The sequence below is a fragment of the Streptomyces sp. SirexAA-E genome, from assembly GCF_000177195.2.
GTDB lineage: Bacteria > Actinomycetota > Actinomycetes > Streptomycetales > Streptomycetaceae > Streptomyces > Streptomyces flavovirens.
In genome coordinates, this window is record NC_015953.1 from 2424420 (window position 1) to 2445173 (window position 20754).

A 20754-nucleotide genomic window follows, 5' to 3' on the forward strand; every position below is an offset into this window, starting at 1 on the left:
GTCAACTTTCTCATCCTGCCCCCTCTTATCCGGTTCCGGAAGGGCGTAGTGATGTTTCCCACCGTTTTGATCGATCATTTTTCCGCGAAGTCTCCTGCCGCGCCTCCGCGCAGCCGGAAAGCCAGTCCCGTACAGCGTCTGCCGGCGGAAACCGTGCGGACCGCCTGCCCGATGGCCTTGCGCGAACCGACCAGGACGACGAGCTTCTTCGCCCTGGTCACCGCCGTGTACAGCAGGTTCCGCTGGAGCATCATCCAGGCGCTGGTGGTGACCGGGACGACGACCGCCGGGTACTCGCTGCCCTGGGAGCGATGGATCGTCATGGCGTAGGCGTGGGACAGCTCGTCGAGCTCGTCGAAGTCGTACCCGATCTCCTCGTCCTCGTCCGTGCGGACGGTCAGCGTCTGCTCGTCCGTGTCGAGGGCGGTGACCACGCCGACCGTGCCGTTGAAGACGCCGTTCTCGCCCTTCTCGTAGTTGTTGCGGATCTGGGTGACCTTGTCGCCGACGCGGAAGACCCGGCCGCCGAACCGCTTCTCCGGCAGATCGGGGCGGCCCGGGGTGACGGCCTGCTGGAGCAGTCCGTTCAGATGTCCCGCACCCGCCGGGCCGCGGTGCATCGGGGCGAGTACCTGCACGTCACGGCGGGGGTCCAGGCCGAACTTGGCGGGGATGCGGCGGGCCGCGACGTCCACGGCGAGCACCCCCGCGTCCTCGGTCTCGTCCTCCACGAACAGGAAGAAGTCGCTCAGCCCCTGGGTGATCGGCGGGACCCCCGCGTTGATGCGGTGGGCGTTGGTGACGACCCCGGACCGCTGGGCCTGCCGGAAGATCGTGGTCAGCCGGACGGAGGGCACCGGGCCGTCCTTCGCGAGCAGATCGCGCAGCACCTCCCCCGCGCCGACCGACGGCAGCTGGTCCACGTCCCCGACCAGGAGGAGGTGGGCACCGGGTGCCACCGCCTTGACGAGCTTGTTGGCGAGCAGCAGATCGAGCATCGACGCCTCGTCGACGACCACCAGGTCGGCGTCCAGCGGCCGTTCCCGGTCGTACGCGGCGTCCCCGCCGGGCTTCAGCTCCAGCAGCCGGTGCACGGTGGACGCCTCGGCGCCGGTCAGCTCCGAGAGCCGCTTCGCCGCCCGGCCGGTGGGCGCGGCCAGCACCACCTTGGCGTGCTTGGCGCGGGCCAGCTCCACGACGGAACGGACGGTGAACGACTTGCCGCAGCCGGGACCGCCGGTCAGGACGGCGACCTTGCGGCTGAGCGCGAGCCGGACGGCGGCCTCCTGCTCGGGCGCCAGCTTCGCCCCCGTACGCCGGGCGAGCCAGGCCAGCGCCTTGTCCCAGTCGACGTCCCCGAAGGCCGGCATCCGGTCCTCCGGTGTGTGCAGCAGACGCCGCACCTGGGTGGCGAGCGAGATCTCGGCGCGGTGGAAGGGCACCAGGTACACGGCGGTGACGGGCTGCCCGTCCTCGGGGCCCGGGACCTTCTCCCGTACGACGCCCTCCGGGTCCTCGGCCAGTTCGGCCAGGCATTCGATGACGAGCCCCGTGTCGACCTGGAGGAGCTTCACCCCGTCCGCGATGAGGCGTTCCTCGGGGAGGAAGCAGTGCCCCTGGTCGGTGGACTGCGACAGCGCGTACTGGAGGCCCGCCTTGACCCGTTCCGGGCTGTCGTGCGGGATGCCGACGGCCTGGGCGATGCGGTCGGCGGTGAGGAAGCCGATACCCCAGACGTCGGCGGCCAGCCGGTAGGGCTGGTTCCGCACGACGGAGATCGAGGCGTCCTCGTACTTCTTGTAGATGCGCACGGCGATGGAGGTCGAGACGCCGACGCTCTGGAGGAAGACCATGACCTCCTTGATCGCCTTCTGTTCCTCCCAGGCCGCGGCGATCATCTTCGTCCGCTTCGGGCCGAGTCCGGGCACCTCGACGAGCCGCTTCGGGTGCTGCTCGATGATGTCCAGGGTGTCCACGCCGAAGTGGGTGGTGATGCGGTCGGCCATCACCGGCCCGATGCCCTTGATCAGGCCGGAGCCGAGGTAGCGGCGGATGCCCTGGATCGTGGCCGGCAGGACCGTCGTGTAGTTGTCCACCTGGAACTGCTTGCCGAACTGCGGGTGCGAGGCCCAACGCCCCTCCATCCGCAGGGACTCGCCGGGCTGTGCGCCCAGCAGCGATCCGACGACGGTGAGCAGGTCGCCGCTCCCGCGCCCGGTGTCGACGCGGGCGACGGTGTACCCGTTCTCCTCGTTGGCGTAGGTGATGCGCTCCAGGACGCCTTCCAGCACGGCCGTGTGGGACATGGGTGTGACGGTATCGGGCGCCACCGACACCTCGCCCCCGGCCGCCCGGGAAGCCACCGCCCGGGGAGCGGGAAGCAGCGGGGACCGGATCGGGAACGGCGACGCCCATGGTGTCTCCAGACCGAGTCACCCGAACCGAGAGGGCAGCACAGTGATCTCCACCCTTGATCCGCCCCGGGCCCCGGAGGCGTACGCCGCCCTCCGGGCCGGTCTCGACCAGCTCAAGGCGGAAGGCCTCTACCGTGACTTCGTCGCCTGCTCCTACCTCGCGGCGGACCGGGGGCACGCCCTGCACCACGGCCGCCGCATCCAGGTCTGGTGCACCAACGACTACCTGGGCATGAGCCAGCACCGCGACGTGATGCACGCCCAGCTCGCCTCCACCCTGCGGCACGGCACCGGCAACGGCGGTTCCCGCAACATCGCGGGGACCAGCGAGGCGCACGTGGAGCTGGAGGCGCTGCTCGCCGTCTGGCACGCCAAGGAGCGGGCCCTGGTCTTCACCAGCGGCTACGTCGCCAACGTGGAGACGCTGGCCACGCTGCTGCGGGCCGAGCCGGAGACCATGGTCTTCTCGGACGCGCTCAACCACCGCTCGCTGATCGAGGGTGTACGCACCTCCGGCAACGCCAAGCACATCTTCGCCCACAACGACCTGACGGACCTGGAACTGGCGCTCGCCGCGCAGCCGCTGGAACGCCCGAAGCTGATCGTCTTCGAGTCGGTGTACTCGATGGACGGCGACGTCGCGCCGATCCGCGAGATCTGCGACCTGGCCGAGCGGTACAACGCGCGGACCTATCTGGACGAGACGCACGCGATCGGGGTCCAGGGACCCACGGGGGCCGGTGTCTGCGAGACGATCGGCGAGGACCGGATCACCTTCGTACAGGGCGTGTTCGGCAAGGCGGTGGGCACCACCGGCGGCTATGTGGCCGGTCCCGACGTCCCGCTGGACTACGTGCGGTCCCACGCCCCCGGGTTCATCTTCACCACCACCATCCCGCGGGCCTCCCTGGACGCCACCCTGGCGAGCCTGTCGGTCATCCGGGGCCCCGAAGGGGTCCGGCTCCGCGAGGACCTGCACGCCAACGCGGAGCTGATGCGCCGTCGGCTGACCGAGGCGGGCATCGCCCACGTCCCGGCCCCCAGCCACCTCGTCCCGGTCCTGGTGCCGGGCGGTGCGCGGGTCAAGCGCGTCTCCCGCCGGCTGCTCGACGAGTTCTCGGTCTACGTGCAGCCCATCAACTTCCCGTCGGTGCCGAAGGGGGGCGAGCGCTTCCGGGTGACCGTCGCGCCCTTCCGCACGGAACAGCAGATCGACCGGTTCGTCGAGGCGCTCGCGCGGTGCCTCGCGGACGACCCCAGCTGAACGCCATCCGTTCCTTACCGAGGAGACGACAGAACATGACCGTGACCGAGATCGAGACCGAGATCCGGATCAACGACCTCACGCCCTTCATCGGCGCGGAGATGACCGGGGTGACCTACGAGGACCTCCAGGACCCCGTGCTCTGGGACAAGGTGAGCACGCTGCTGCACGAGCGGGAGCTGGTCGTCATCCGCTCCCTGGACATCACCTCGGAGCAGCAGATCGAGCTGGCGAGCCGCATCGGCCGGCCGAAGCCCTTCCTGATGGCGAAGTACCGCCACCCGGAGCACGCGGAGATCATGATCTCCTCCAACGCCAAGAAGAACGACATGGCGATCGGGGTGGCCCGGGTCGGCAACTTCTGGCACCAGGACTCCTCCTACCAGAAGGACGCGCCGCCCTACACGATGCTGCACGGCATCGACGTCCCGGGCACCAGCGGCCACACCCTCTACGCCAACGCGGCCGACGTCTACGACCGCCTGCCCGAGGAGTGGAAGGAGAGGATCGAGGGGCGCATCGCGGTGCACACCGTCGCCAAGCGCCAGCGCATCTCCGCCGAGCACGCGGGGCTGTCCATCGCGGAGTTCAAGGCGCTGGTGGAGGAGCAGTACCCGCCGGTCCAGCACCCGCTGGTCAAGACCGACCCCACGACCGGCCGCCGTTACGTCTACGGGGCGCCGGAGTACATGGAGCGGGTGATCGGCTTCGACGCCAACGAGAACGAGGAGTTCTTCGCCCTGCTCAACCGGCTCATCCAGGACCCGGAGCACGTGTACACGCACCGGTGGACCCCGCGTGACCTGGTGGTGTGGAAGTGCGAGCTGACCTACCACGCGGCGACCGCGGTCGAGCCCGGCGTCGACCGCACCGTGCACCGCGTGAGCATCGAGGCGAGGGATCCGTGGGCGGCATAGTCGACTTCGACGTGTGCTTCCCGTCCGCGACGGCGGACATCCGGGACATGCACCAGGTCTCGGGTGTGCCCGTCGCGGACCTCGCGGCCATCACCCACACCGAGTCGTTCCCGGTCCTCGCCGACGGCGAGACCGCGTCGGGGCTGGCTCTGCGGGCGGCCTCCCGGCTGCTGGACCGGCTGGGGACCGACCGGTCGGCCGTCCGTGAGGTGATCTACGCGGGGTGCGGCGAGTGGGACGTCCCGTTCTGGTCGCCGGCCGCCAAGGTGGCGGACGAACTCGGCATCAGGAACGCGCACTGCTACGAGCTCACGAACTTCTGCAACGCCGGCCTGACCGCGATCCGGCTGGCGGCCGAGTCCGCCGGGAGCAGGCACGGCGCGTACACGCTGGTTCTCCTCGGGGACCGCCTGAGCAGGATGGTGGACTACGGTGACCCGGACTCCAAGGCGCTCTTCAATTTCGGTGATGCGGGCGCGGCGGTACTGCTGGCGGATGACGATCCTGCTTTCCGGGTCCTCCACTCGGCGATGCGCACGGATCCCCGGTGGTCGGACTACTACCAGGGCGAGTGGCGCGACGGCCGGGTCGTCATCCGGCGGGGCGCGCACCGGCGGGGTCTCGCCACCGCCTACGTGGAGAACTTCACCCGTCTTGTCGACGAGACGCTGACGGCGACCGGACGGACCGTCGGTGACGTCGCCTGGTTCCTGGTCAACCAGGGCGACAAGGGGATGCACGAACGTCTGCTGACCACGCTCGGCATCCCCGCCGAACGCAGCGTTTTCAACTACGGAAGGCTCGGCCACATGGGCGGAGCCGACACCCTGATCGCCCTGGACGACCTCATGGAGGAGAAGAAGCTCCGTGAGGGGGACCTGGTCCTGCTGGCCACCAGTGCCATGGGATTCAGCTGGGGCGTCACAGCCTTGGAGTACTCCGGATGAAGATTCTCGTGATCCATCAGGTGCCCTACCGCAAGATCTCCTACCACCTCGGCATCGACCACGACCGGCACGACGTGACGTACGTGGGCCGGCCCGTGTCGCTGCGGCAGATCCCCGGCGACCTGCGCTGCTCGCGGATCCCGCTGGCCGAGCACGACGACCTGGTGGCCGGTGTGACGGCCCGGGTGCAGCCGTCCGACGGCTACGAGAAGGTGCTGTCGCTCTCGGAGTTCGGGATTCTGGAGGCGGTGCACATCCGCCGCCACCTGGGGCTGCCCGGTCCGTCGCCGGCCCGCGTCGAGCTCGTCCGGGACAAGGTCCGGATGAAGGAGGCGCTGGCCGGGTCGGGGATCCGCCATCCCCGCTTCGTGGAGGCGCCCCCCGCCTGCGGGCCGCTGCCCTGGAGCGGGAAGACCGTGCTCAAGCCCCGCTCCGGCGCGTCCAGCGAGGGCGTCATGGTGCTGGAGACCGCCCGGGAGGCCCTCTCGGCCTACCGCAAGCTGCCCGACCCGGGGAGCTACCAGCTGGAGGAGCACATCGAGGGCGACATCCTGCACATCGACGGGCTGATGCAGGACGGCCGGTTCCTGGAGCTGGCCGCCAGCCGGTACGTCAACAAGCCGGTGGAGTTCGCCGGCGGGCTGCCGCTCGGCTCGCACCAGATCCCCCTGACCCAGGCACAGCGCGACCTCGCCCGGGAGGTGTCGTTCGCCCTCGGTGTCGAGGAGGGCTGCGTCCACCTGGAGGCCTTCCACACGGCCGACGACGAGCTGGTCTTCCTGGAGGTCGCCAACCGGGTCGGCGGCGCCGGTGTGGTCACCGCCCACGAGCGGTACTCGGGCGTCCACCTGCCGTCCCACGAGATCGCCGTACGGCTGGGTCTGGAGCGTCCGCCGTCGGCCGAGCCCAGCGGCCGGTACCACGGCTGGCTGGCCTTCCCCGGCCACCACCTCCCCGCCGGGACCGCCGAGGTCACGCTGCCCGAGGGACTGGCGGACCACCCCTGCGTGGACCGGCTGTACGTCCTGCCGCCCGACCGCCCGCTGCCCGGCCACATCACCTATCAGGAATGGGAGTGCCCCGTGTTCATCGAGGCCTCGCACACCGACGCCGAGGAGCTGGGCCGGTTCCTGCGCGCCTGCGCGAACGGCATCACCGTCGTCTCCGGGACCCGTGTGCCCGCCGAACTGGGGAGCGCCGCATGACCCGCCACCACCCGACCGACCTCCTGCTGGCCGTGGACCACGTCCAGCGGGACCTGGCCACCGACACGGCGTCCCCGGTGGCCCGGGTCCTGAAGGAGGCCGACCTCCTCGAACTCGGCGCCCTGCTGGACGCCGACGCGCTGGCCCAGGCGCTCGACGAGGCGCTCGGCGGTCTGAGCCAGTTCCCCTGGCGCCCGCTCACCGACACCGGCGACGTCTGGGAGCAGACGCCGGTGGGCCGTGTCGTCCTGGACGACACCCGGGCCGGCAACACGCTCCGGGGCCTGCTGCTGTCCTGGGCGATGGGCAACACGGTCCTCGTCCGCACCTCCCGCCCCGCACTGTGGCGCTCCGTCTTCGAGGTGCTGCGCGAGCCGGGGTTCCCGCTGCCCGCGGCCGAGGTGGCGGCGCCCGGGACCGACGCCGAGGGCACGGTGGTCACGGTCCCCGACCTGGTGGTCCTCTCGTCCGACGCGGTCACCCCGTCGGACGAGCTGTACGCGGGAGCCGTGCGTCCCGGGGTGCCCTCGGTCCGTATCCGGCCGACGCCCGGCCGGCCGGGCCCGCAGGCACCGGTCGCGGACCTGGACTGCCGCTCGCCCTGGTTCCGGGAGCTGTTCACCTCCGTCTACCTGGCCGGCACCTCGCTGGACGCCGCGCGGCGGGCCGACCCCGACCGGGCCTCGCGGATGGACGCCCGGCTCCGCTACCTCGTCGGGATGGCCCGCCGCACGGCCCACTACCGGGATCTGCCGCGGGTCGACGGTGTCGCCGACCTGGCCCGGCTGCCCGTCCTGGAGAAGGCGGTGCTGGAGGCCGAGTCGCTGCCCCGCGGCCGGGCCATGTCCAGCGGCGCCGTGCCCAGCGGCGAGGTCCTGCGCAGCGGCGCCTCCGGCGGGGAGCCCCGGTACATCGTGTACGCACGGACCGACTGGGAGAACATGGTCCGCGAGGCGATCCCGCTGCTGCGGGCCCTCGGCGTCCACAACGGGGACCGGGTCCTGAACGCACTGGTCGGGGGCGGTCTGTACGGCGGCCTGATGACCACCGCCAGCGAGCTGTCCCGGATGCGGGTGGAGGCGTTCTCCGCCGGCCAGCAGGTCACCGCCGACCTGATGCTGATGCTGGTCCGCGACTTCTCGGTGAACGTCCTGCTGGGCCAGCCCGCGGTGGTCCTGCCCCTGCTCCGCGAGGCCCGGCGCAGGGATCCCGGTCTGCGGCTCGACAAGGTCGTCTACGGCGGCACGCCGATGACCGAGTCCGACAAGCAGTGGCTGCGCGACGAGCTCGGCACACGGTCCATCACCAGCATCCTGGCGGCCAACGACGGCGCGCAGATCGGGTACCAGTGCGACCGGCTGGGCGGCACGCTGCACCACGTCAACGACGACTACAACCTCGTCGAGGTGGTCGACGAGGACGGCGCCCCCCTGCCGGACGGGGAGACCGGGCACCTGCTGATCACCGCGATGCAGAAGTTCGAGGGGCCGCTGATCCGCTACCGCATCGGCGACATGGGGCGGGTGACCGAACGCGACTGCCCCTGCGGGGTGTCCGGCCGGGTGCTGGAGTACCTCGGGCGCAGCGACGGGCAGCTGAAGTTCAAGTCGATGACCGTGTACTACGGCGAGATGCTCGCCGCGCTGGAGGAGTTCCGGGTGTCCCAGCTCCAGGCGGAGCTGTCCACCCGGGAGGGCACCGAGACGCTGGTGCTGCGCACCGAGTCGCGCGAGGAGCTGGACCCGGCCGTCCTGCACGCCGCCCTCACCGAGGCCTTCCCGGCGCTGAGCGGCGAGCACTTCTACGACGACGGGCTGCGGCTGTTCGAGCTCGTGGTCGAGTGCCACCCCGAGGGCGCGCTGGACCGCAACCCCGTCAGCGGCAAGATCCGGACCGTGATCGACCGCCGGCTGGACTGACCCACCTCTCGTCCCGGCCCTCTCCCCTGTCACTCCCCGCACACCCCTGGAGTCCCCTGATGTCACAGACGGCACGCTTCGTCCAGCAGGTGAGCCGCCCGCGCGGCCGCCCGACCGGCGCCGAGTTCGCCTTCACCGAGGAGCCGGTACCGGTCCCGCGGCCGGGCACCGCGCTCGTCGAGAACGTCCTCCTCTCCGTCGACCCGTACATGCGGGAGAACATGGACGCCGAATGGGAGCTGTCCACCCCGCTGGAGGGCCGGTCCATCGGCCGGGTGACCGACTCCCGCACCGACGCGCTGGCCGAGGGCGACCTGGTCTTCCACCGGCAGGGGTGGCGCACCCACGCCGTGGTGGACCCGGAGGACGTACGCGTCCTGCCGCAGACCCCCGGCGTACCGCCGGAGACCTACCTCGGGATCCTCGGCGGCACCGGTCTCACCGCCCATGTCGCCCTCAGCCGCATCGCCCGGCTCGTCCCCGGTGAGACGGTCTACGTCTCCGCGGCGGCGGGCGGCGTGGGCAGTGCGGCCGGGCAGCTCGCCCGGCTGATGGGGGCCGGCCGTGTGGTCGGCAGCGCCGGCTCGCCGGCCAAGGTCCGCCTGCTCACCGAGGAGTTGGGCTTCGACGCCGCGTTCGACCACCGTGCGGGCCGGCTCGGCGAGCAGCTGGCGAAGGCCGCGCCGGACGGCATCGACGTGTACGTCGACAACGTGGGCGGGGAGCACCTGGAGGCCGCGATCGGGGCGATGCGCGAGTTCGGGCGGATCGCCTGGTGCGGCGCGATCGCCCAGTACGACGCGACGGAGCCGCCCCCCGCGCCGCGCAACCTGTTCGACCTGGTCGAGAAGAGCGTCCGGCTGGAGGGCTTCCTGGTCCGCAACCACCGGGACGCGCAGGAGGAGTTGGAGCAGCTGCTGCTGCCCGCCCTGGCCTCCGGCGCGGTCACGGACCGGCACACGGTCACCGAGGGGTTCGACGGGATCGTCGACGCCTTCCTGGGGATGCTCGCCGGTGGCAACACCGGCAAGGCGACGGTCCGGGTGGCGACGTCATGATCCTGCGGGACACCACGGCGCGCACCATGCTCGGCTCGATGCTCGTGTCGAGCATCGGGATGGGCCTGTACACCCTGGCACTCGGGCAGACCCTGTTCCAGCACACCGGGGACGCCCAGGCCTTCGCCATGATCTTCGCCCTCCAGGGGCTGGGGGCGGTGGCGGTGCTCCCCTTCTCCGGGCCGCTGGTCGACGCCTTCGACTCCAGGACCGTCTACGTGCTCTGCAGCCTTCTGCGGGCCACGACCGTGGGCGTCATCACGGTGACCCTCGCCACGGGCGACGGAGGCGTGGTGACCGTGGTGGGCACGGCCGCCGTGTTCCTGGCCGTCTTCGACAACGTCCAGCGCACCGCCTTCTTCAAGTTCACCGCGCACCACATCGCGGGAGACCGCGCCGTGGCCTTCAACAGCCTGATCGGCATCGCGATCCAGGCGGGCAGCCTGATCGGCATGGCGGCGCTCGGCCTGGTCCTGATGGTCGGCACGGCCACCCAGGCCCTGCTGGTCGACGTGGCGGTCTCCCTGGTGGCGGCGCTGGTCGTCTCGCGGCTGCGGGCACCCCGCCAGGAGTCGGTGGGGCGGCTGCGGAACAGCACCCTGCGGTCGGCGCTGCCGGACATGCTCCGGGACTGGGCCGGACTCTTCAGCAGGCACCGCCACGAGGTCGTGGTGTTCGGCATGGTCCTGATGTGCGCGGGCGACTTCGTGTACTCGTACAGCCTGTCCACCCTGGTGGTGCCGCTCGTCGACGCCTGGCACGGCGGGCAGCCGTGGGCGGTCTCGGCCCTGGAGGGCACGCTGGGCGCCGGGATGATCGTGGCGACCTTCTTCACCCGGTACACGGTGCGTCTGGCACTGCTTCCGCTCTGGGTGTCGATGCAGGCGGTGATCGCCCTGGGGCTCGCCTTCACCACCGCTCCGGCCCTGCACTACGTCGGGTTCTTCCTGGCCGGCTTCGCCAACCTGAACGGCATCACCCTGCTCCTGACGCTGCTCCAACAGCACGCCGGCCCGCTGGACAAGGCGAAGATGGCCTCGCTGCGGCTGCTGGCGATCGGTCTGGGGACCGCCGCGCTGATGCCGGTGCTGGGACTGGCCGCCCGGCAGTCGCTCACCGCCGCCTTCCTGGCCGTCGCCGCCCTGCTGGTGCCGTTCGCGGTGTGCGGGGTCTGGGCCGCGCTCCGCTTCCGCCCCCGGACCGCCGTCCCGGCGAAGGACGAGGCCGAGCCGCGGCAGGAGCTGACCCCCGCCTGACCGCCCGCCCGACCGCCGCGCCCCTCGCCGCCCCCAAGCCCTCAGGAGACGTCATGCTCTCGTTCCAGCCGACCCCGCCCCTGGACACGGTCCCGGCACCGCCGTTGCACTTCGCCGACCGGACGCACCAGATGGTGCCCTCCGAGACCAGGGCCCTGTTCTCGATGGCCGCCCGGGAGGACGTCGTCTCGCTCGCCGGGGGGATGCCGAGCCCGGAGGCGCTGCCCGCCCAGGCGCTGCGCGAGGTCCTCCAGGAGGTGTTCGACGCCGAGGGGGCGAGCGCCCTCCAGTACGGCTCCGCGCAGGGCGACCCGGTGCTGCGCGAGCAGATCTGCCGGGTCATGGCGGCCGAGGGCATCGGGGCGACGCCCGACGAGGTGCTGGTGACGGTGGGGTCGCAGCAGGCGCTCGACCTCGTGACCCGCGTCTTCGTGAACCCGGGGGACACCGTGGTGACGGAGGGCCCGACCTACGTCACCGCCCTGAGCACCTTCGCCGCGCACCAGGCCCGGGTCGTCGAGGTCGCCATGGACCGCGACGGGGTGGTCCCGCAGGCACTGGCCGACACCTTCGCCCTGCTCGCCGCCGAGGGACGCCCGGCCACGTTCTTCTACACGGTGCCGACCTTCCACAACCCCACCGGTCGGGTCCTCGGCGCGGACCGCCGGGCCGAGGTGCTGGAGATCTGCCGGCGGGCCGGCGTCCTGCTCGTCGAGGACAACCCGTACGGGCTGCTGCACTTCGGCGAGCGACCGCACCGGGCGCTGTGCGCCGACGCCCCGGACGGGGTGGTCTACCTGGGCTCGTTCTCCAAGACCCTCGCACCCGGACTGCGGGTGGGCTGGGCCCGTGCGCCGCGCGCCGTCACCGCCAAGCTGGTCCTCGCCGCGGAGAGCGCGATGCTCTCCCATTCGAAGCTGGCCCAGCGGGCGGTGAGCCGGTTCCTGGACACCCGGTCCTGGCAGGGCCACCTCGACGTCGCCCGGAGCCTGTACCGCGGCCGACGGGACGCGATGCTGGAGGAGCTGGCCGCCACCATGCCGGACGGGGTGTCCTGGACGGTGCCCGCCGGAGGGTTCTTCGTCTGGCTGACCCTGCCGGCCGGGCTGGACGCCCGCGCCATGATGCCGCGCGCCGTCGACGGCGGGGTGGCCTACGTGCCGGGCACCGGGTTCCACACCCGGGGCGGCGGGCGGAACGTCCGGCTCTCCTACTCCTACCCCACCGCCGGCCAGGTCCGGGAGGGTGTGCGGCGGCTGTCCGAGGTGATCCGGGACGAGGCGGCCGGTGGCCGTGCCTCCCGGCTGAGCGAGGCGGTGGCGCGATGACCGGCCGCCCGACCGACGGTCTGCTGGACGACGCGCGGGGCGTCCAGGACGACCTGGTCCGCCTGCGGCGGACCCTGCACGCCCGCCCCGAGGTGGGACTGGACCTGCCGCACACCCAGGAGGCCGTGCTCCGGTCCCTGGACGGGCTGGGGCTGGAGATCACCACCGGACGGCGGCTCAGCTCCGTGACCGCGGTGCTGCGCGGCGCGAGGCCCGGTCCGACCGTGCTCCTGCGGGGCGACATGGACGCGCTGCCGGTGGCCGAGCGCACCGGGCTGGCCTTCGCCTCGGACAACGGCGCCATGCACGCCTGCGGACACGACCTGCACACCGCGATGCTGGCCGGTGCCGCGCGGTTGCTCGCCCACCACCGGGACCGGCTGGCCGGCGACGTCGTCCTGATGTTCCAGCCCGGCGAGGAGGGGTACGACGGCGCGCGGTACATGCTGGACGAGGGCGTCCTGGACGCGTCGGGGACCCGGCCGGTGGCCGCCTACGCCCTGCACGTCACCGCGTCCGGACGGCCCTCGGGCCGGTTCAGCGCCCGGGGCGGTCCGACCATGGCCGCGGTCGACAACCTGTACGTCACGGTCCGCGGGGCGGGCGGGCACGGGGCGATGCCCCACATGGCCATGGACCCGGTACCGGTGGCCTGCGAGATGGTCCTCGCGATGCAGACCAGGGTCACCCGGGCGTTCGACGTCTTCGACCCCGTCGTGGTGACGACCGGTTCCTTCCACGCCGGCACCCAGAACAACATCATCCCGGACACCGCGGTCTTCGAGACCACGGTCCGTACGTTCTCCCCCGAGGCCCGGGCCCGCGCCGAGCGGACCCTGACCGAGGCGTGCCGCGGTGTGGCCGCGGCGCACGGCGTGGAGGCCGAGGTGTGCTGGCGCCCCCTCTACCCGGTGACCGTCAACGACCCGGGCGAGGTGGACACCGTGGCCCGCACCGTCGCCGAGCTGTTCGGCGGGGACGGCTACGAGACCCTGGCCCGGCCGATGACCGGTTCCGAGGACTTCTCCCGGGTCGTCGACGAGGTGCCCGGGGCGATGGTCTTCCTCGGCGCCACGCCTCCCGGGGCCGACCCCGGTACGGCACCCGACAACCACTCCCCGCTCGCCGACTTCGACGAGTCGGTGCTCGGCGCCGGGGCCGCCGTCTACGCGGCGCTGGCCGCCGGACACCTGCACGGCTCCGGCCCCGGACGCTCCCGGGAATCCGACCCGTCCGGCGAGGCCGGACGACGAATGAGACGGTCATGATGCGCAAGCCCCGCAGAGTCCTGCTGCTGACCCCCGACGCCGGGCTGGTCCGTGCCGTCTCGGACACCGGGCTGGAGGCCTGGGCACTCCGCCGTACCGGGACCGCCGGCACCTCGTACGGGGAGGACGGCGGCGTGCCGCCGGAGCGGACGCTGACCGCCGGCGAGGACCCGGCCCGGACGCTCCGGGAACTGGCGGCGGACGAACGCGCCGGCCACGGCTTCGACTTCGTCCTGTGCGGCGGCGACGCCGAACCGGCCGTGCTCGACGTCCTGCGCGACCTCGTCCCCGCGCCGGAGCGGACCGGGACGTGGCCGCCGGACCGGGCCGAGCTGCGTCGGCTCCTGGACGAGGGCCCGGCCCGGCGCCCCGGCCCGGCCGGTGACGACCAGGCACCGGTGTGCCACGTCGACACGGTGTCCGTGGCCGGCATGCACCTCCTGCTGGACATCACCTGGCCCGAATCCCCGGTGCCCTTCGGGGAGTCGGTGCGCGTCGGTGTGCGGGAGACGGTCCGGGCTCTGCTGGACCTCGTCGGGCACGAATCGGGCGGGATGCGGACGAGTGTGGCGCTCACCGCCCTGGGTCCCCGCCCGCTGGAGATGTCGGGAACACCGTTCCTGGTCGCTTCCCTGGGGCCGGGAACGACGCGGTAACGGCGTGGGAACGGCTCCGGGCACCTTGGGATCCATCGAGAGCGGGCCGAAAGAACCGGACCCGCCCACCACGTCCCACAGACCTTCACAGGAGCGGAAAAATGAGCGAGAACCTGAGCGGGAACCCGGTCCGGACCGCACGCGGCGTCGCCGGCGTGATCGCGGCCCTCATGATGACGGGACTGGCGCTCACGGTGGTCACCGGCCACGGCCTGCCCGAGGGCGGCGCGGACGGCACCACGGTGGTGCTCGCCACCAACGCCGGCCCCGCCACGCCGCCCGTCAGCCCCTGAACCGCCGGCCGGCGCCGTCCGGCGCCCGCCGCAGTCCCCGGGCTCAGGCGTAGACGGTCCGCGGACTGCGGACGCCCATGAACGCGTAGAGACGGGCCGCCTCGGCGCGGTACCCGTCGGCGGTCTCCGTGTCGCCGAGTGCCTCCAGCGCCTGGGCGAGACCGGCCAGCGCGGACGCCTCCTCCGAGCGGAACCCCATCTCCACGGCCGCCTGACGGGCATGGCGGTGCAGCACCACGGCCGACTGGTGGTCGCCCAGCGCGCACCGAAGATGGCCGATGAGGTTCTCCACCTCCGCCAGCCGTACCGGGGTCGCGCCGGTACGGGCCAGCTCCAGGGCGCGCACCGCGAATCCCTCGGCCTCGGTGGTCCTGCCCCGCGCGTGCGCCACCCGGGCGGACAGGGCGAGCACCAGGCCGACGTCCCCCGGAGCGGTGCGCAGCTCGCTCAGCCGCCGCGCCTGCGCCAGGTTCTCGTCCGCCTCCTCCAGCTCGCCCAGCCCCACCTGGGCGAAGGCCAGGTCCGTCAGCGACATGATCAGGTTGGCGTGGTAGCCGATGGACCGGCTGATCTCCAGGGACCGGCGGGCGGTCTCGGCGGCCTCGGCGTACCGGCCCCACTTCTCGTACAGCGTGCTCAGCGTGGACAGGCCCTCCGCCTCGGCGCGGCCGGCGCCCAGCTTCGCGGACCGGGCGACGGCCTCGCTCAGCAGTGTCAGCGCCTCCTCGTACCGGCCGAGCATCGAGGTGAGGAGTCCGATGGTCGATTCGCTGTGGGCCTGGATGTGCCGGTCGCCGAGAGCGACGGCCACGTCCCTGGCCTCCTGCGCGGCCTCCAGGCCGCTCTCGAACCGGCCCACCTTCCAGCAGGCCACCCCGACGTTCGCCAGGGTGACGCAGAGCAGTTGGGGGTCGTCCAGCCCGCGGACGGCGGCCAGCGCGGTCCGGCAGACGTTCCACAGGTCGTCGAACTGCCCACGGGCGTTGAGGTGGAAGCTGAGGTTGCGGGTGAGGCAGACGGTGTGGCGCGGCAGGCCGTGCAGCTCCGCCAGCGAGACGGCCGCCAGCAGTCCGCCGTGCTCGCGGTCGAACCAGGCTCGGGCCGCCTCGGCGTCCGGGCAGGGAGGCAGGCTGCCCTCGTGCGCGGGGATGCCGGTGCCGCGCTGCTCGCGGCCGGGGAAGAGGATCTGGCAGGCCACGTCCGTCGCCGTGAGGTAGTAGCCGAGCAGCCGCTCGACCGCCGCCGCGTCCTGCTCCGCCGTCGCCGGGCCGCACAGGCTCCGGGCGAAGGTGCGTACCAGGTCGTGCAGGGTGTAGATGCCGACCCCCGGCTGCTGCACCAGCCGCATGTCGAGCAGGAACTCCAGGGTCGACTCCGCGTCGTGGACGTCGGTCCCCAGCAGCGCGGCCGCCGAGTGGACGTCGATGCCGGTGCTCGGGTGGAGCCCGAAGGTGCGGAAGGCGGCGCGCTGGCGCACGTCCAGCGCCATGTAGGACAGGTGCAGGGTCGCGGCCACGCTGCGCTGCGGGGAACGGAGTTCGTCGAGTCTGCGGGTCTCGTCGCGGAGCCGTTCGGCGAGGTAGCGCAGGGTCCAGGAGGAGCGGTTGCGCAGCCGGGCGGTGGCGATGCGCAGGGCGAGGGGCAGGTGGCCGCAGAGCTCGGCCAGCTCGGCCGCCGACTCGGGTTCGGCCTCGACCCGGTCCGCGCCGAGGGTCGCGGCGACCAGGGCGGCGCTGTCCTGAGGCGTCATCAGGCCGACGGACACCCAGCTGACGCCGTCGAGGTCCAGGAGCCTGGAACGGCTGGTGATCAGCACCAGGCAGCCCGGGGACGCGGTCAGCAGCGGGGTCACCTGTTCGGCGTGGGCCGCGTTGTCCAGGAGCAGCAGCAACCGGCGGCCCGCCACCGTGGCCCGCCACAGGTTGGCCCGGGCCTCGGTGTCGCTGGGGATGCGCTCGTCGCTGACGCCGAACGACCGCAGCAGGTGGTCCAGTGCCGTACCGGGCGACACCGGCGGCTGCTCGCCCGGGGTGAACCCGCGCAGGTCCACGTAGAGCTGTCCGTCGGGGAACCGGTCGGCGAGCTGGTGGGCGGCCCACACGGCGAGCGAGGTCTTCCCCGAACCGCCCATGCCGTCGACGGCCACCACCCGGGCGGACCGGGCGTCGGAGCCGTCGGCCGCGTCGACGCAGCGCAGGAGCTCGGCCACCTCCTTGGTACGGCCGGTGAAGTCGGTCAGCGGCTGGGGCAGGGTGCAGATCCGGGCGGGCGGGGCGGGCGGGCTCTCCTGGACGGCGGCCGTGGGCGGCTGCGGCAGCACGAGTCCGGGCTCGTCGCGCAGGATGTCCTCGTAGAGCCTGGTCAGCGGCGGGCCGGGGTCGACGCCGAGCTGGTCGGCGAGGAACTCGCGGATCCGGGCGTACTCGTTCAGCGCCTCGGCCTTCCGGCCCGTGCGGTACAGGGCGAGCATGAGCTGCCCGTGGAAGGTCTCGCGCAGCGGGTGTGCGGAGACCACGGTCCGCAGGTCGGCCACGAGTTCGCTGCTGAGGCCGAGTCCCAGGCGCAGGTCGAAGAGCTCCTCCGTGGCCACCAGCCGGCGTTCCTCCAGCGCGGTGGCCGCCGACTCGATGACCGAGCCGCCCTGGCCGGAGAGGACGGCGCCGTGCCACAGCGCGAGCGCGGCCTCCAGTTCGGCGGCGGCCTCCGGCCGCCGGTCCTCGCGCAGGGCCTGTTCGGCGGCCCTGATCCGGTCGTTGAACTCCAGCAGGTCGAGCTGCGCGGCGGTCACGGTGATGCGGTAGCCGCTGCCCTCGGTGGAGATGACCCCGTCACCGGGGATGCGGCGCCGCAGGTCCGAGACGGCCTTGCGGACCTGGTGGGAGGCGGTCGCCGGCGGATCGTCCCCCCAGGCCGCCTCGACGAGGCGCGGCATGGGCACCACCCGGCCGGGCTCCAGGAGCAGGACGGACAGCACCCGCTCCTGGACGGCACCTCCCAACGAGAGCCTCGCCCCGTCGACCGAGGCCTCCAGCGGTCCGAGGATCCGGAAACACGGACCTCTCGCTCCGGACGCCGCTTCTGGTTCCGTGCCTTCTGTATGCATGCCTCGCCCCGTGTGTGGGCCTGACGGCACCTCTCGCAGGGCCCCTGCGAGGTCGGTGGTTCCGGCCCGTCGATCTGGACAGATGGAAGCTGGGACGCCGGTCCCAGCGAGAACGGCGCCCTGTGCGCGTCGGACGCCGGCTGCGGCGGCCCGCACCTGGCGGCCCCTCATGTGCGGGCCCGCCGTAGCACGTGTCAGCGCGGTCGGTGGTGCCCGGGTGGGCCGCCGGGGCCGGCGGCGTCCTGCGAGCGGATCCGCCCTGGCGGATGACGGTGGTCACCCGCCAGGGCGGCGCGGAGCCCGGCCCTTCGGCGCCGCGACGTGGGCGAAGGACTGTTCGCCGATCCGGTACCCGTCTGTCGTACGATCGCTGCCCCCACCCCACGGTCTCCCTGCGCCGTCGGCCCGCGACCGCGACGGGGCGGGCGGAGACACGCGCGCGGACGACACCCACCATGCGTCCGGCGCAGGCCGCTCCGCACCCCCCGGCACGAGATTACCGAACCTGTTCACACGAAATTGTTTTTCGGGGCCGAAACAGGCCCTCCGACATGGCCTTTTCGAATCCCTACGGCCGCGTGCGGGCCACGGAACCCACCACCTCCTCGATGAGCAGGGTGTTTTCCTTGTCCGCGCTGTCCCCGAGTGCGAATCGGTTCCTGACATAGGCATAGGCGATACCGAGGCGCGGACTCGCGAACGCGAGTGCGCCGGCCGCGCCCCCATGACCGAAGGCGTCCGGGCCCAGTACCGGATAGCGCTGGTCGAAGACCTGGAAGCCCAGGGCGAAACGGCTCTCCGCGCCGCCCACCCTGTCGATGCCCTCGGAGTGGGTCCGGCTGAACGTCTCCGTCGTCTCCGGGGTGAGCAGGGCGGGCCGGTCGTCCAGTGCACCGATGACCGCCGCGTAGGCACCGGCCACGCCCCGGGCGGAGGCGACCCCGCCCGCCGACGCCTGGCCCAGGGCCCTCGTGCGCCGGGAGTTCGGGAAGACGGACAGGTCCGGCAGGTGCCTGATGCTGAAGGCTATGTCCAGCAGTGTCCCCGCGTCCTGAGGGACCGCGGCCGGCTCGGTGACCGCGGGCTCCACGGGCAGGTAGCGGGGTTCCAGCTCCTCGGGCAGCCCCAGGTAGAAGTCGACTCCGTACGGCCGGCGCACCCGGCCCTCCCACCAGTCCTGCAGGGTCCGTCCGGTGGCCCGGCGCACGACCTCTCCGGTGAGGGCGGCGATGACGAGCCCGTGGTAGCCGAAGGCCGTGCCGGGTTCCCAGTAGGGGGCCTGGGCGGCGAGCCGCTCGGCCATCAGCCGGTCGTCGGCCAGTTCCTCGACCGTGAAGACCTCGTCGACGCCGATCACGCCGGCCTGGTGGGCGAGCAGTTGGCGCAGCGTGATCCGCTCCTTGCCTGCCTGGCCGAACTCGGGCCAGTACGCGGCCACCGCGCGGTCCAGGTCCAGGACGCCGTCCTGGACGAGCATCGCCACGACGAGGTGCGCCGCGCCCTTGCTCACCGAGAACACCCCGGTCAGCGTGTCACCGTCCACCCCGGGCCCGGCCCAGAGGTCCACCAGGCGCTCGCCGTTCCGGTACACCGCCAGCTGCTGCCCCGTCGGCTGTGGCTGCGCGCCCACCACCTGCGCGAAGGCCTCACGTACTCCTTCGAAGCCGGCGTGCACGTCTCCGTGCACCGTCGTGCCGGTTGCGCGGTCGTTCGTCAACATGCCTCTCCCTGTCGTCCCGCTCGTATGCGTTCGCTCAGTTCTGCCCGGACGGTCAGGAGGGCATGCCGAGGCACCCTCCCCCTACGCGGGGGCATCGTCGGTCCCGCCGGGCGCGGACGCCAGCAGGTATCCGGCCTGGAAGCGGCTCTGCGCCCCCAACTCCTCCATGACGTCCGCGATGTGGCGTCGGCAGGTGCGCACCGACATGCCCAGCCGGGTGGCGATGGAGGCGTCCGTCAGCCCCTCGACGAGGAGGCGGACGATGGCTTGGCGGACGTCGCCGGCCACCTCGGCCCGGGCACCGGAGGCCACGGCGCAGGGTTCCGCCGAGAGCCACAGCCGCTCGTACGTCTCCACGACGAAGGCGACCATGTGCGGCTCGCGTACCACCACCGCGCCCCGGGGGTTGCCCGGCAGGGAGATGATCGCCGTCTCCGCGTCGAAGACCAGGAGGCGGCTGAAGTGGTCGTCCATGGTGCGCACCTGGGCGCCCAGCTCCGAGATGTGGTCGATGTAGGAGGCCGTGTTCGGGTTGAACCGGGCCGTGTGCTGGTAGAGGACGCGCATCCTGACGCCCCGGTCGAGGGCGTCCCGGTCCCTGGGCGCCGCCTCCTTGAGGGTGTCCTCGTCGCGCGCGCCGCCCGGCTGGGCGGTGAGTATCTCGGTACGGGCCCGTGCGGCCAGGTCCGCGATGACCGCGCGGACCTGGGAGAGCTCTTCCAGGACCTCGAACTTGCTCTCCTTCTCCCTGGAGTACTGGCTCGACTGGAAGACGGGCAGGAATGCCATGATCGACGCACGCCTCTCCTCCGCGAGCGTGCGGCGGGTGCGTATCTCGCGGTCGAGGGGGCCGACGACACGGGCCACGGCCTCCTCCGGTGCCACCGCCCGGAGTTCGTCACCGGGGCCGCCGTGAAGCAGCCCCATGTCCAGGAGCTCCCGCACGGCGGCACTGACGTGCGTGGAAGGCAGGCCGGTATGCGCACTTACGGAATTGGCCGAAAATGTATTCCCCGCAGCCCCTTCGAGCGCATATTCATACACGCTCTGAAGGATTGCTTTGGGTGTTCTCTCTTTGCCCGCCTTGGTGATATTTCCCATCTTTCCCCCCTCTACGTGCCCTGGCAGCAAGCTGCCATGCAGCTTGCTGCTCCATTCTGCCCACACATGTCTCTGCGGGCTCTGGCATGGTGATTCACCCCCCTCCCTTTCCTGCAAGGAAACGACGGGAGGGAGGCCGATGAACAGCGAACAACGCACAGGTGAAGGCAGTTTGATGAAGGTTTTACGCACGACGGTTCCCGTCGGACAGATCCCGGCCGACGCGTCCTCCTTCCACGGCGGCGCGCCCACGCACCCGGGCGACGTCCACGACACCGGCTGGGGCTGACACCCCCTCGGCCGGT

General features: G+C 72.2%; 16 protein-coding genes. 12 read left to right on the forward strand and 4 right to left on the reverse strand.

Features of this window, described 5'->3' with window-relative positions; all coding sequences use genetic code 11:
• Nucleotides 1-74 precede the first annotated feature (74 nt).
• Complete coding sequence (locus tag SACTE_RS10725) at nucleotides 75-2306, reverse strand: ATP-dependent RecD-like DNA helicase (RefSeq protein WP_019993753.1); 2232 nt, start codon at nucleotides 2304-2306, stop codon at nucleotides 75-77.
• A 151-nt stretch (nucleotides 2307-2457) separates the two neighbouring features.
• On the opposite strand from SACTE_RS10725, the gene hemA reads away from it, so the two are divergent.
• The 11 genes from hemA (at nucleotide 2458) to SACTE_RS10780 (ending at nucleotide 14525) form a co-directional block, all read left to right on the forward strand.
• Nucleotides 2458-3678 carry a 5-aminolevulinate synthase gene (hemA, locus tag SACTE_RS10730; RefSeq protein WP_014046054.1) on the forward strand — a complete coding sequence of 407 codons (1221 nt, stop codon included), beginning with the start codon at nucleotides 2458-2460 and terminating at the stop codon, nucleotides 3676-3678.
• A gap of 35 nt (nucleotides 3679-3713) precedes the next feature.
• Nucleotides 3714-4595 (forward strand): TauD/TfdA family dioxygenase, encoded by an 882-nt coding sequence (locus tag SACTE_RS10735; RefSeq protein WP_014046055.1) that lies wholly within the window; start codon nucleotides 3714-3716, stop codon nucleotides 4593-4595.
• Nucleotides 4583-5542 (forward strand): 3-oxoacyl-[acyl-carrier-protein] synthase III C-terminal domain-containing protein, encoded by a 960-nt coding sequence (locus SACTE_RS10740; RefSeq protein WP_014046056.1) that lies wholly within the window; start codon nucleotides 4583-4585, stop codon nucleotides 5540-5542. Before SACTE_RS10735 ends, SACTE_RS10740 begins: the two co-directional genes overlap by 13 nt.
• Complete coding sequence (locus SACTE_RS10745) at nucleotides 5539-6747, forward strand: ATP-grasp domain-containing protein (protein WP_014046057.1); 1209 nt, start codon at nucleotides 5539-5541, stop codon at nucleotides 6745-6747. The genes SACTE_RS10740 and SACTE_RS10745 overlap by 4 nt, the downstream gene beginning before the upstream one ends.
• On the forward strand, nucleotides 6744-8666 hold the full coding sequence (locus SACTE_RS10750; protein ID WP_014046058.1) for a phenylacetate--CoA ligase family protein: 1923 nt from the start codon (nucleotides 6744-6746) through the stop codon (nucleotides 8664-8666). The genes SACTE_RS10745 and SACTE_RS10750 overlap by 4 nt, the downstream gene beginning before the upstream one ends.
• A 59-nt stretch (nucleotides 8667-8725) precedes the next feature.
• The gene (locus SACTE_RS10755) at nucleotides 8726-9724 is read left to right on the forward strand and encodes an NADP-dependent oxidoreductase (protein ID WP_014046059.1); all 999 of its coding nucleotides are present in this window, start codon (nucleotides 8726-8728) and stop codon (nucleotides 9722-9724) included.
• A complete protein-coding gene (locus SACTE_RS10760) occupies nucleotides 9721-10980 on the forward strand; it encodes an MFS transporter (protein ID WP_014046060.1) in 1260 nt (419 codons plus the stop codon). Before SACTE_RS10755 ends, SACTE_RS10760 begins: the two co-directional genes overlap by 4 nt.
• A 53-nt stretch (nucleotides 10981-11033) precedes the next feature.
• A complete protein-coding gene (locus SACTE_RS10765) occupies nucleotides 11034-12308 on the forward strand; it encodes a PLP-dependent aminotransferase family protein (protein ID WP_014046061.1) in 1275 nt (424 codons plus the stop codon).
• On the forward strand, nucleotides 12305-13576 hold the full coding sequence (locus SACTE_RS10770) for a M20 family metallopeptidase (RefSeq protein ID WP_014046062.1): 1272 nt from the start codon (nucleotides 12305-12307) through the stop codon (nucleotides 13574-13576). Before SACTE_RS10765 ends, SACTE_RS10770 begins: the two co-directional genes overlap by 4 nt.
• On the forward strand, nucleotides 13573-14232 hold the full coding sequence (locus SACTE_RS10775) for a hypothetical protein (protein WP_014046063.1): 660 nt from the start codon (nucleotides 13573-13575) through the stop codon (nucleotides 14230-14232). The genes SACTE_RS10770 and SACTE_RS10775 overlap by 4 nt, the downstream gene beginning before the upstream one ends.
• Nucleotides 14233-14333: 101 nt before the next feature.
• A complete protein-coding gene (locus SACTE_RS10780; RefSeq protein WP_014046064.1) occupies nucleotides 14334-14525 on the forward strand; it encodes a hypothetical protein in 192 nt (63 codons plus the stop codon).
• Between the two features lie 43 nt (nucleotides 14526-14568).
• Here the strand turns inward: SACTE_RS10780 and SACTE_RS10785 are convergent, their stop codons facing one another.
• The 3 genes from SACTE_RS10785 to SACTE_RS10795 all read right to left on the reverse strand — a co-directional run bounded on the left by SACTE_RS10785 (nucleotide 14569) and on the right by SACTE_RS10795 (nucleotide 20275).
• Nucleotides 14569-17523, reverse strand: coding sequence for a BTAD domain-containing putative transcriptional regulator (locus SACTE_RS10785; RefSeq protein ID WP_226995157.1), 2955 nt, complete (start codon nucleotides 17521-17523; stop codon nucleotides 14569-14571).
• Between the two features lie 673 nt (nucleotides 17524-18196).
• A complete protein-coding gene (locus tag SACTE_RS10790; protein WP_014046066.1) occupies nucleotides 18197-19348 on the reverse strand; it encodes an EstA family serine hydrolase in 1152 nt (383 codons plus the stop codon).
• An 81-nt stretch (nucleotides 19349-19429) separates the two neighbouring features.
• Nucleotides 19430-20275 carry a LuxR C-terminal-related transcriptional regulator gene (locus tag SACTE_RS10795; protein ID WP_019993751.1) on the reverse strand — a complete coding sequence of 282 codons (846 nt, stop codon included), beginning with the start codon at nucleotides 20273-20275 and terminating at the stop codon, nucleotides 19430-19432.
• A gap of 313 nt (nucleotides 20276-20588) precedes the next feature.
• On the opposite strand from SACTE_RS10795, the gene SACTE_RS34385 reads away from it, so the two are divergent.
• Entirely contained in the window at nucleotides 20589-20738 is a 150-nt protein-coding gene (locus tag SACTE_RS34385) for a hypothetical protein (RefSeq protein ID WP_014046068.1), read from the forward strand.
• The last annotated feature ends 16 nt before the right edge of the window (nucleotides 20739-20754 follow it).

Excerpts from the sequence above, each read along its gene's own strand:
- SACTE_RS10725 (WP_019993753.1), bottom strand. The coding sequence starts at position 2,306 with ATGTCCCACACGGCCGTGCTGGAAGGCGTCCTGGAGCGCATCACCTAC.
- SACTE_RS10735 (WP_014046055.1), top strand. The coding sequence starts at position 3,714 with ATGACCGTGACCGAGATCGAGACCGAGATCCGGATCAACGACCTCACG.
- SACTE_RS10745 (WP_014046057.1), top strand. The coding sequence starts at position 5,539 with ATGAAGATTCTCGTGATCCATCAGGTGCCCTACCGCAAGATCTCCTAC.
- SACTE_RS10750 (WP_014046058.1), top strand. The coding sequence starts at position 6,744 with ATGACCCGCCACCACCCGACCGACCTCCTGCTGGCCGTGGACCACGTC.
- SACTE_RS10755 (WP_014046059.1), top strand. The coding sequence starts at position 8,726 with ATGTCACAGACGGCACGCTTCGTCCAGCAGGTGAGCCGCCCGCGCGGC.
- SACTE_RS10760 (WP_014046060.1), top strand. The coding sequence starts at position 9,721 with ATGATCCTGCGGGACACCACGGCGCGCACCATGCTCGGCTCGATGCTC.
- SACTE_RS10765 (WP_014046061.1), top strand. The coding sequence starts at position 11,034 with ATGCTCTCGTTCCAGCCGACCCCGCCCCTGGACACGGTCCCGGCACCG.
- SACTE_RS10770 (WP_014046062.1), top strand. The coding sequence starts at position 12,305 with ATGACCGGCCGCCCGACCGACGGTCTGCTGGACGACGCGCGGGGCGTC.
- SACTE_RS10775 (WP_014046063.1), top strand. The coding sequence starts at position 13,573 with ATGATGCGCAAGCCCCGCAGAGTCCTGCTGCTGACCCCCGACGCCGGG.
- SACTE_RS10780 (WP_014046064.1), top strand. The coding sequence starts at position 14,334 with ATGAGCGAGAACCTGAGCGGGAACCCGGTCCGGACCGCACGCGGCGTC.
- SACTE_RS10790 (WP_014046066.1), bottom strand. The coding sequence starts at position 19,348 with ATGTTGACGAACGACCGCGCAACCGGCACGACGGTGCACGGAGACGTG.
- SACTE_RS10795 (WP_019993751.1), bottom strand. The coding sequence starts at position 20,275 with ATGGGGCTGCTTCACGGCGGCCCCGGTGACGAACTCCGGGCGGTGGCA.
- SACTE_RS34385 (WP_014046068.1), top strand. The coding sequence starts at position 20,589 with ATGAACAGCGAACAACGCACAGGTGAAGGCAGTTTGATGAAGGTTTTA.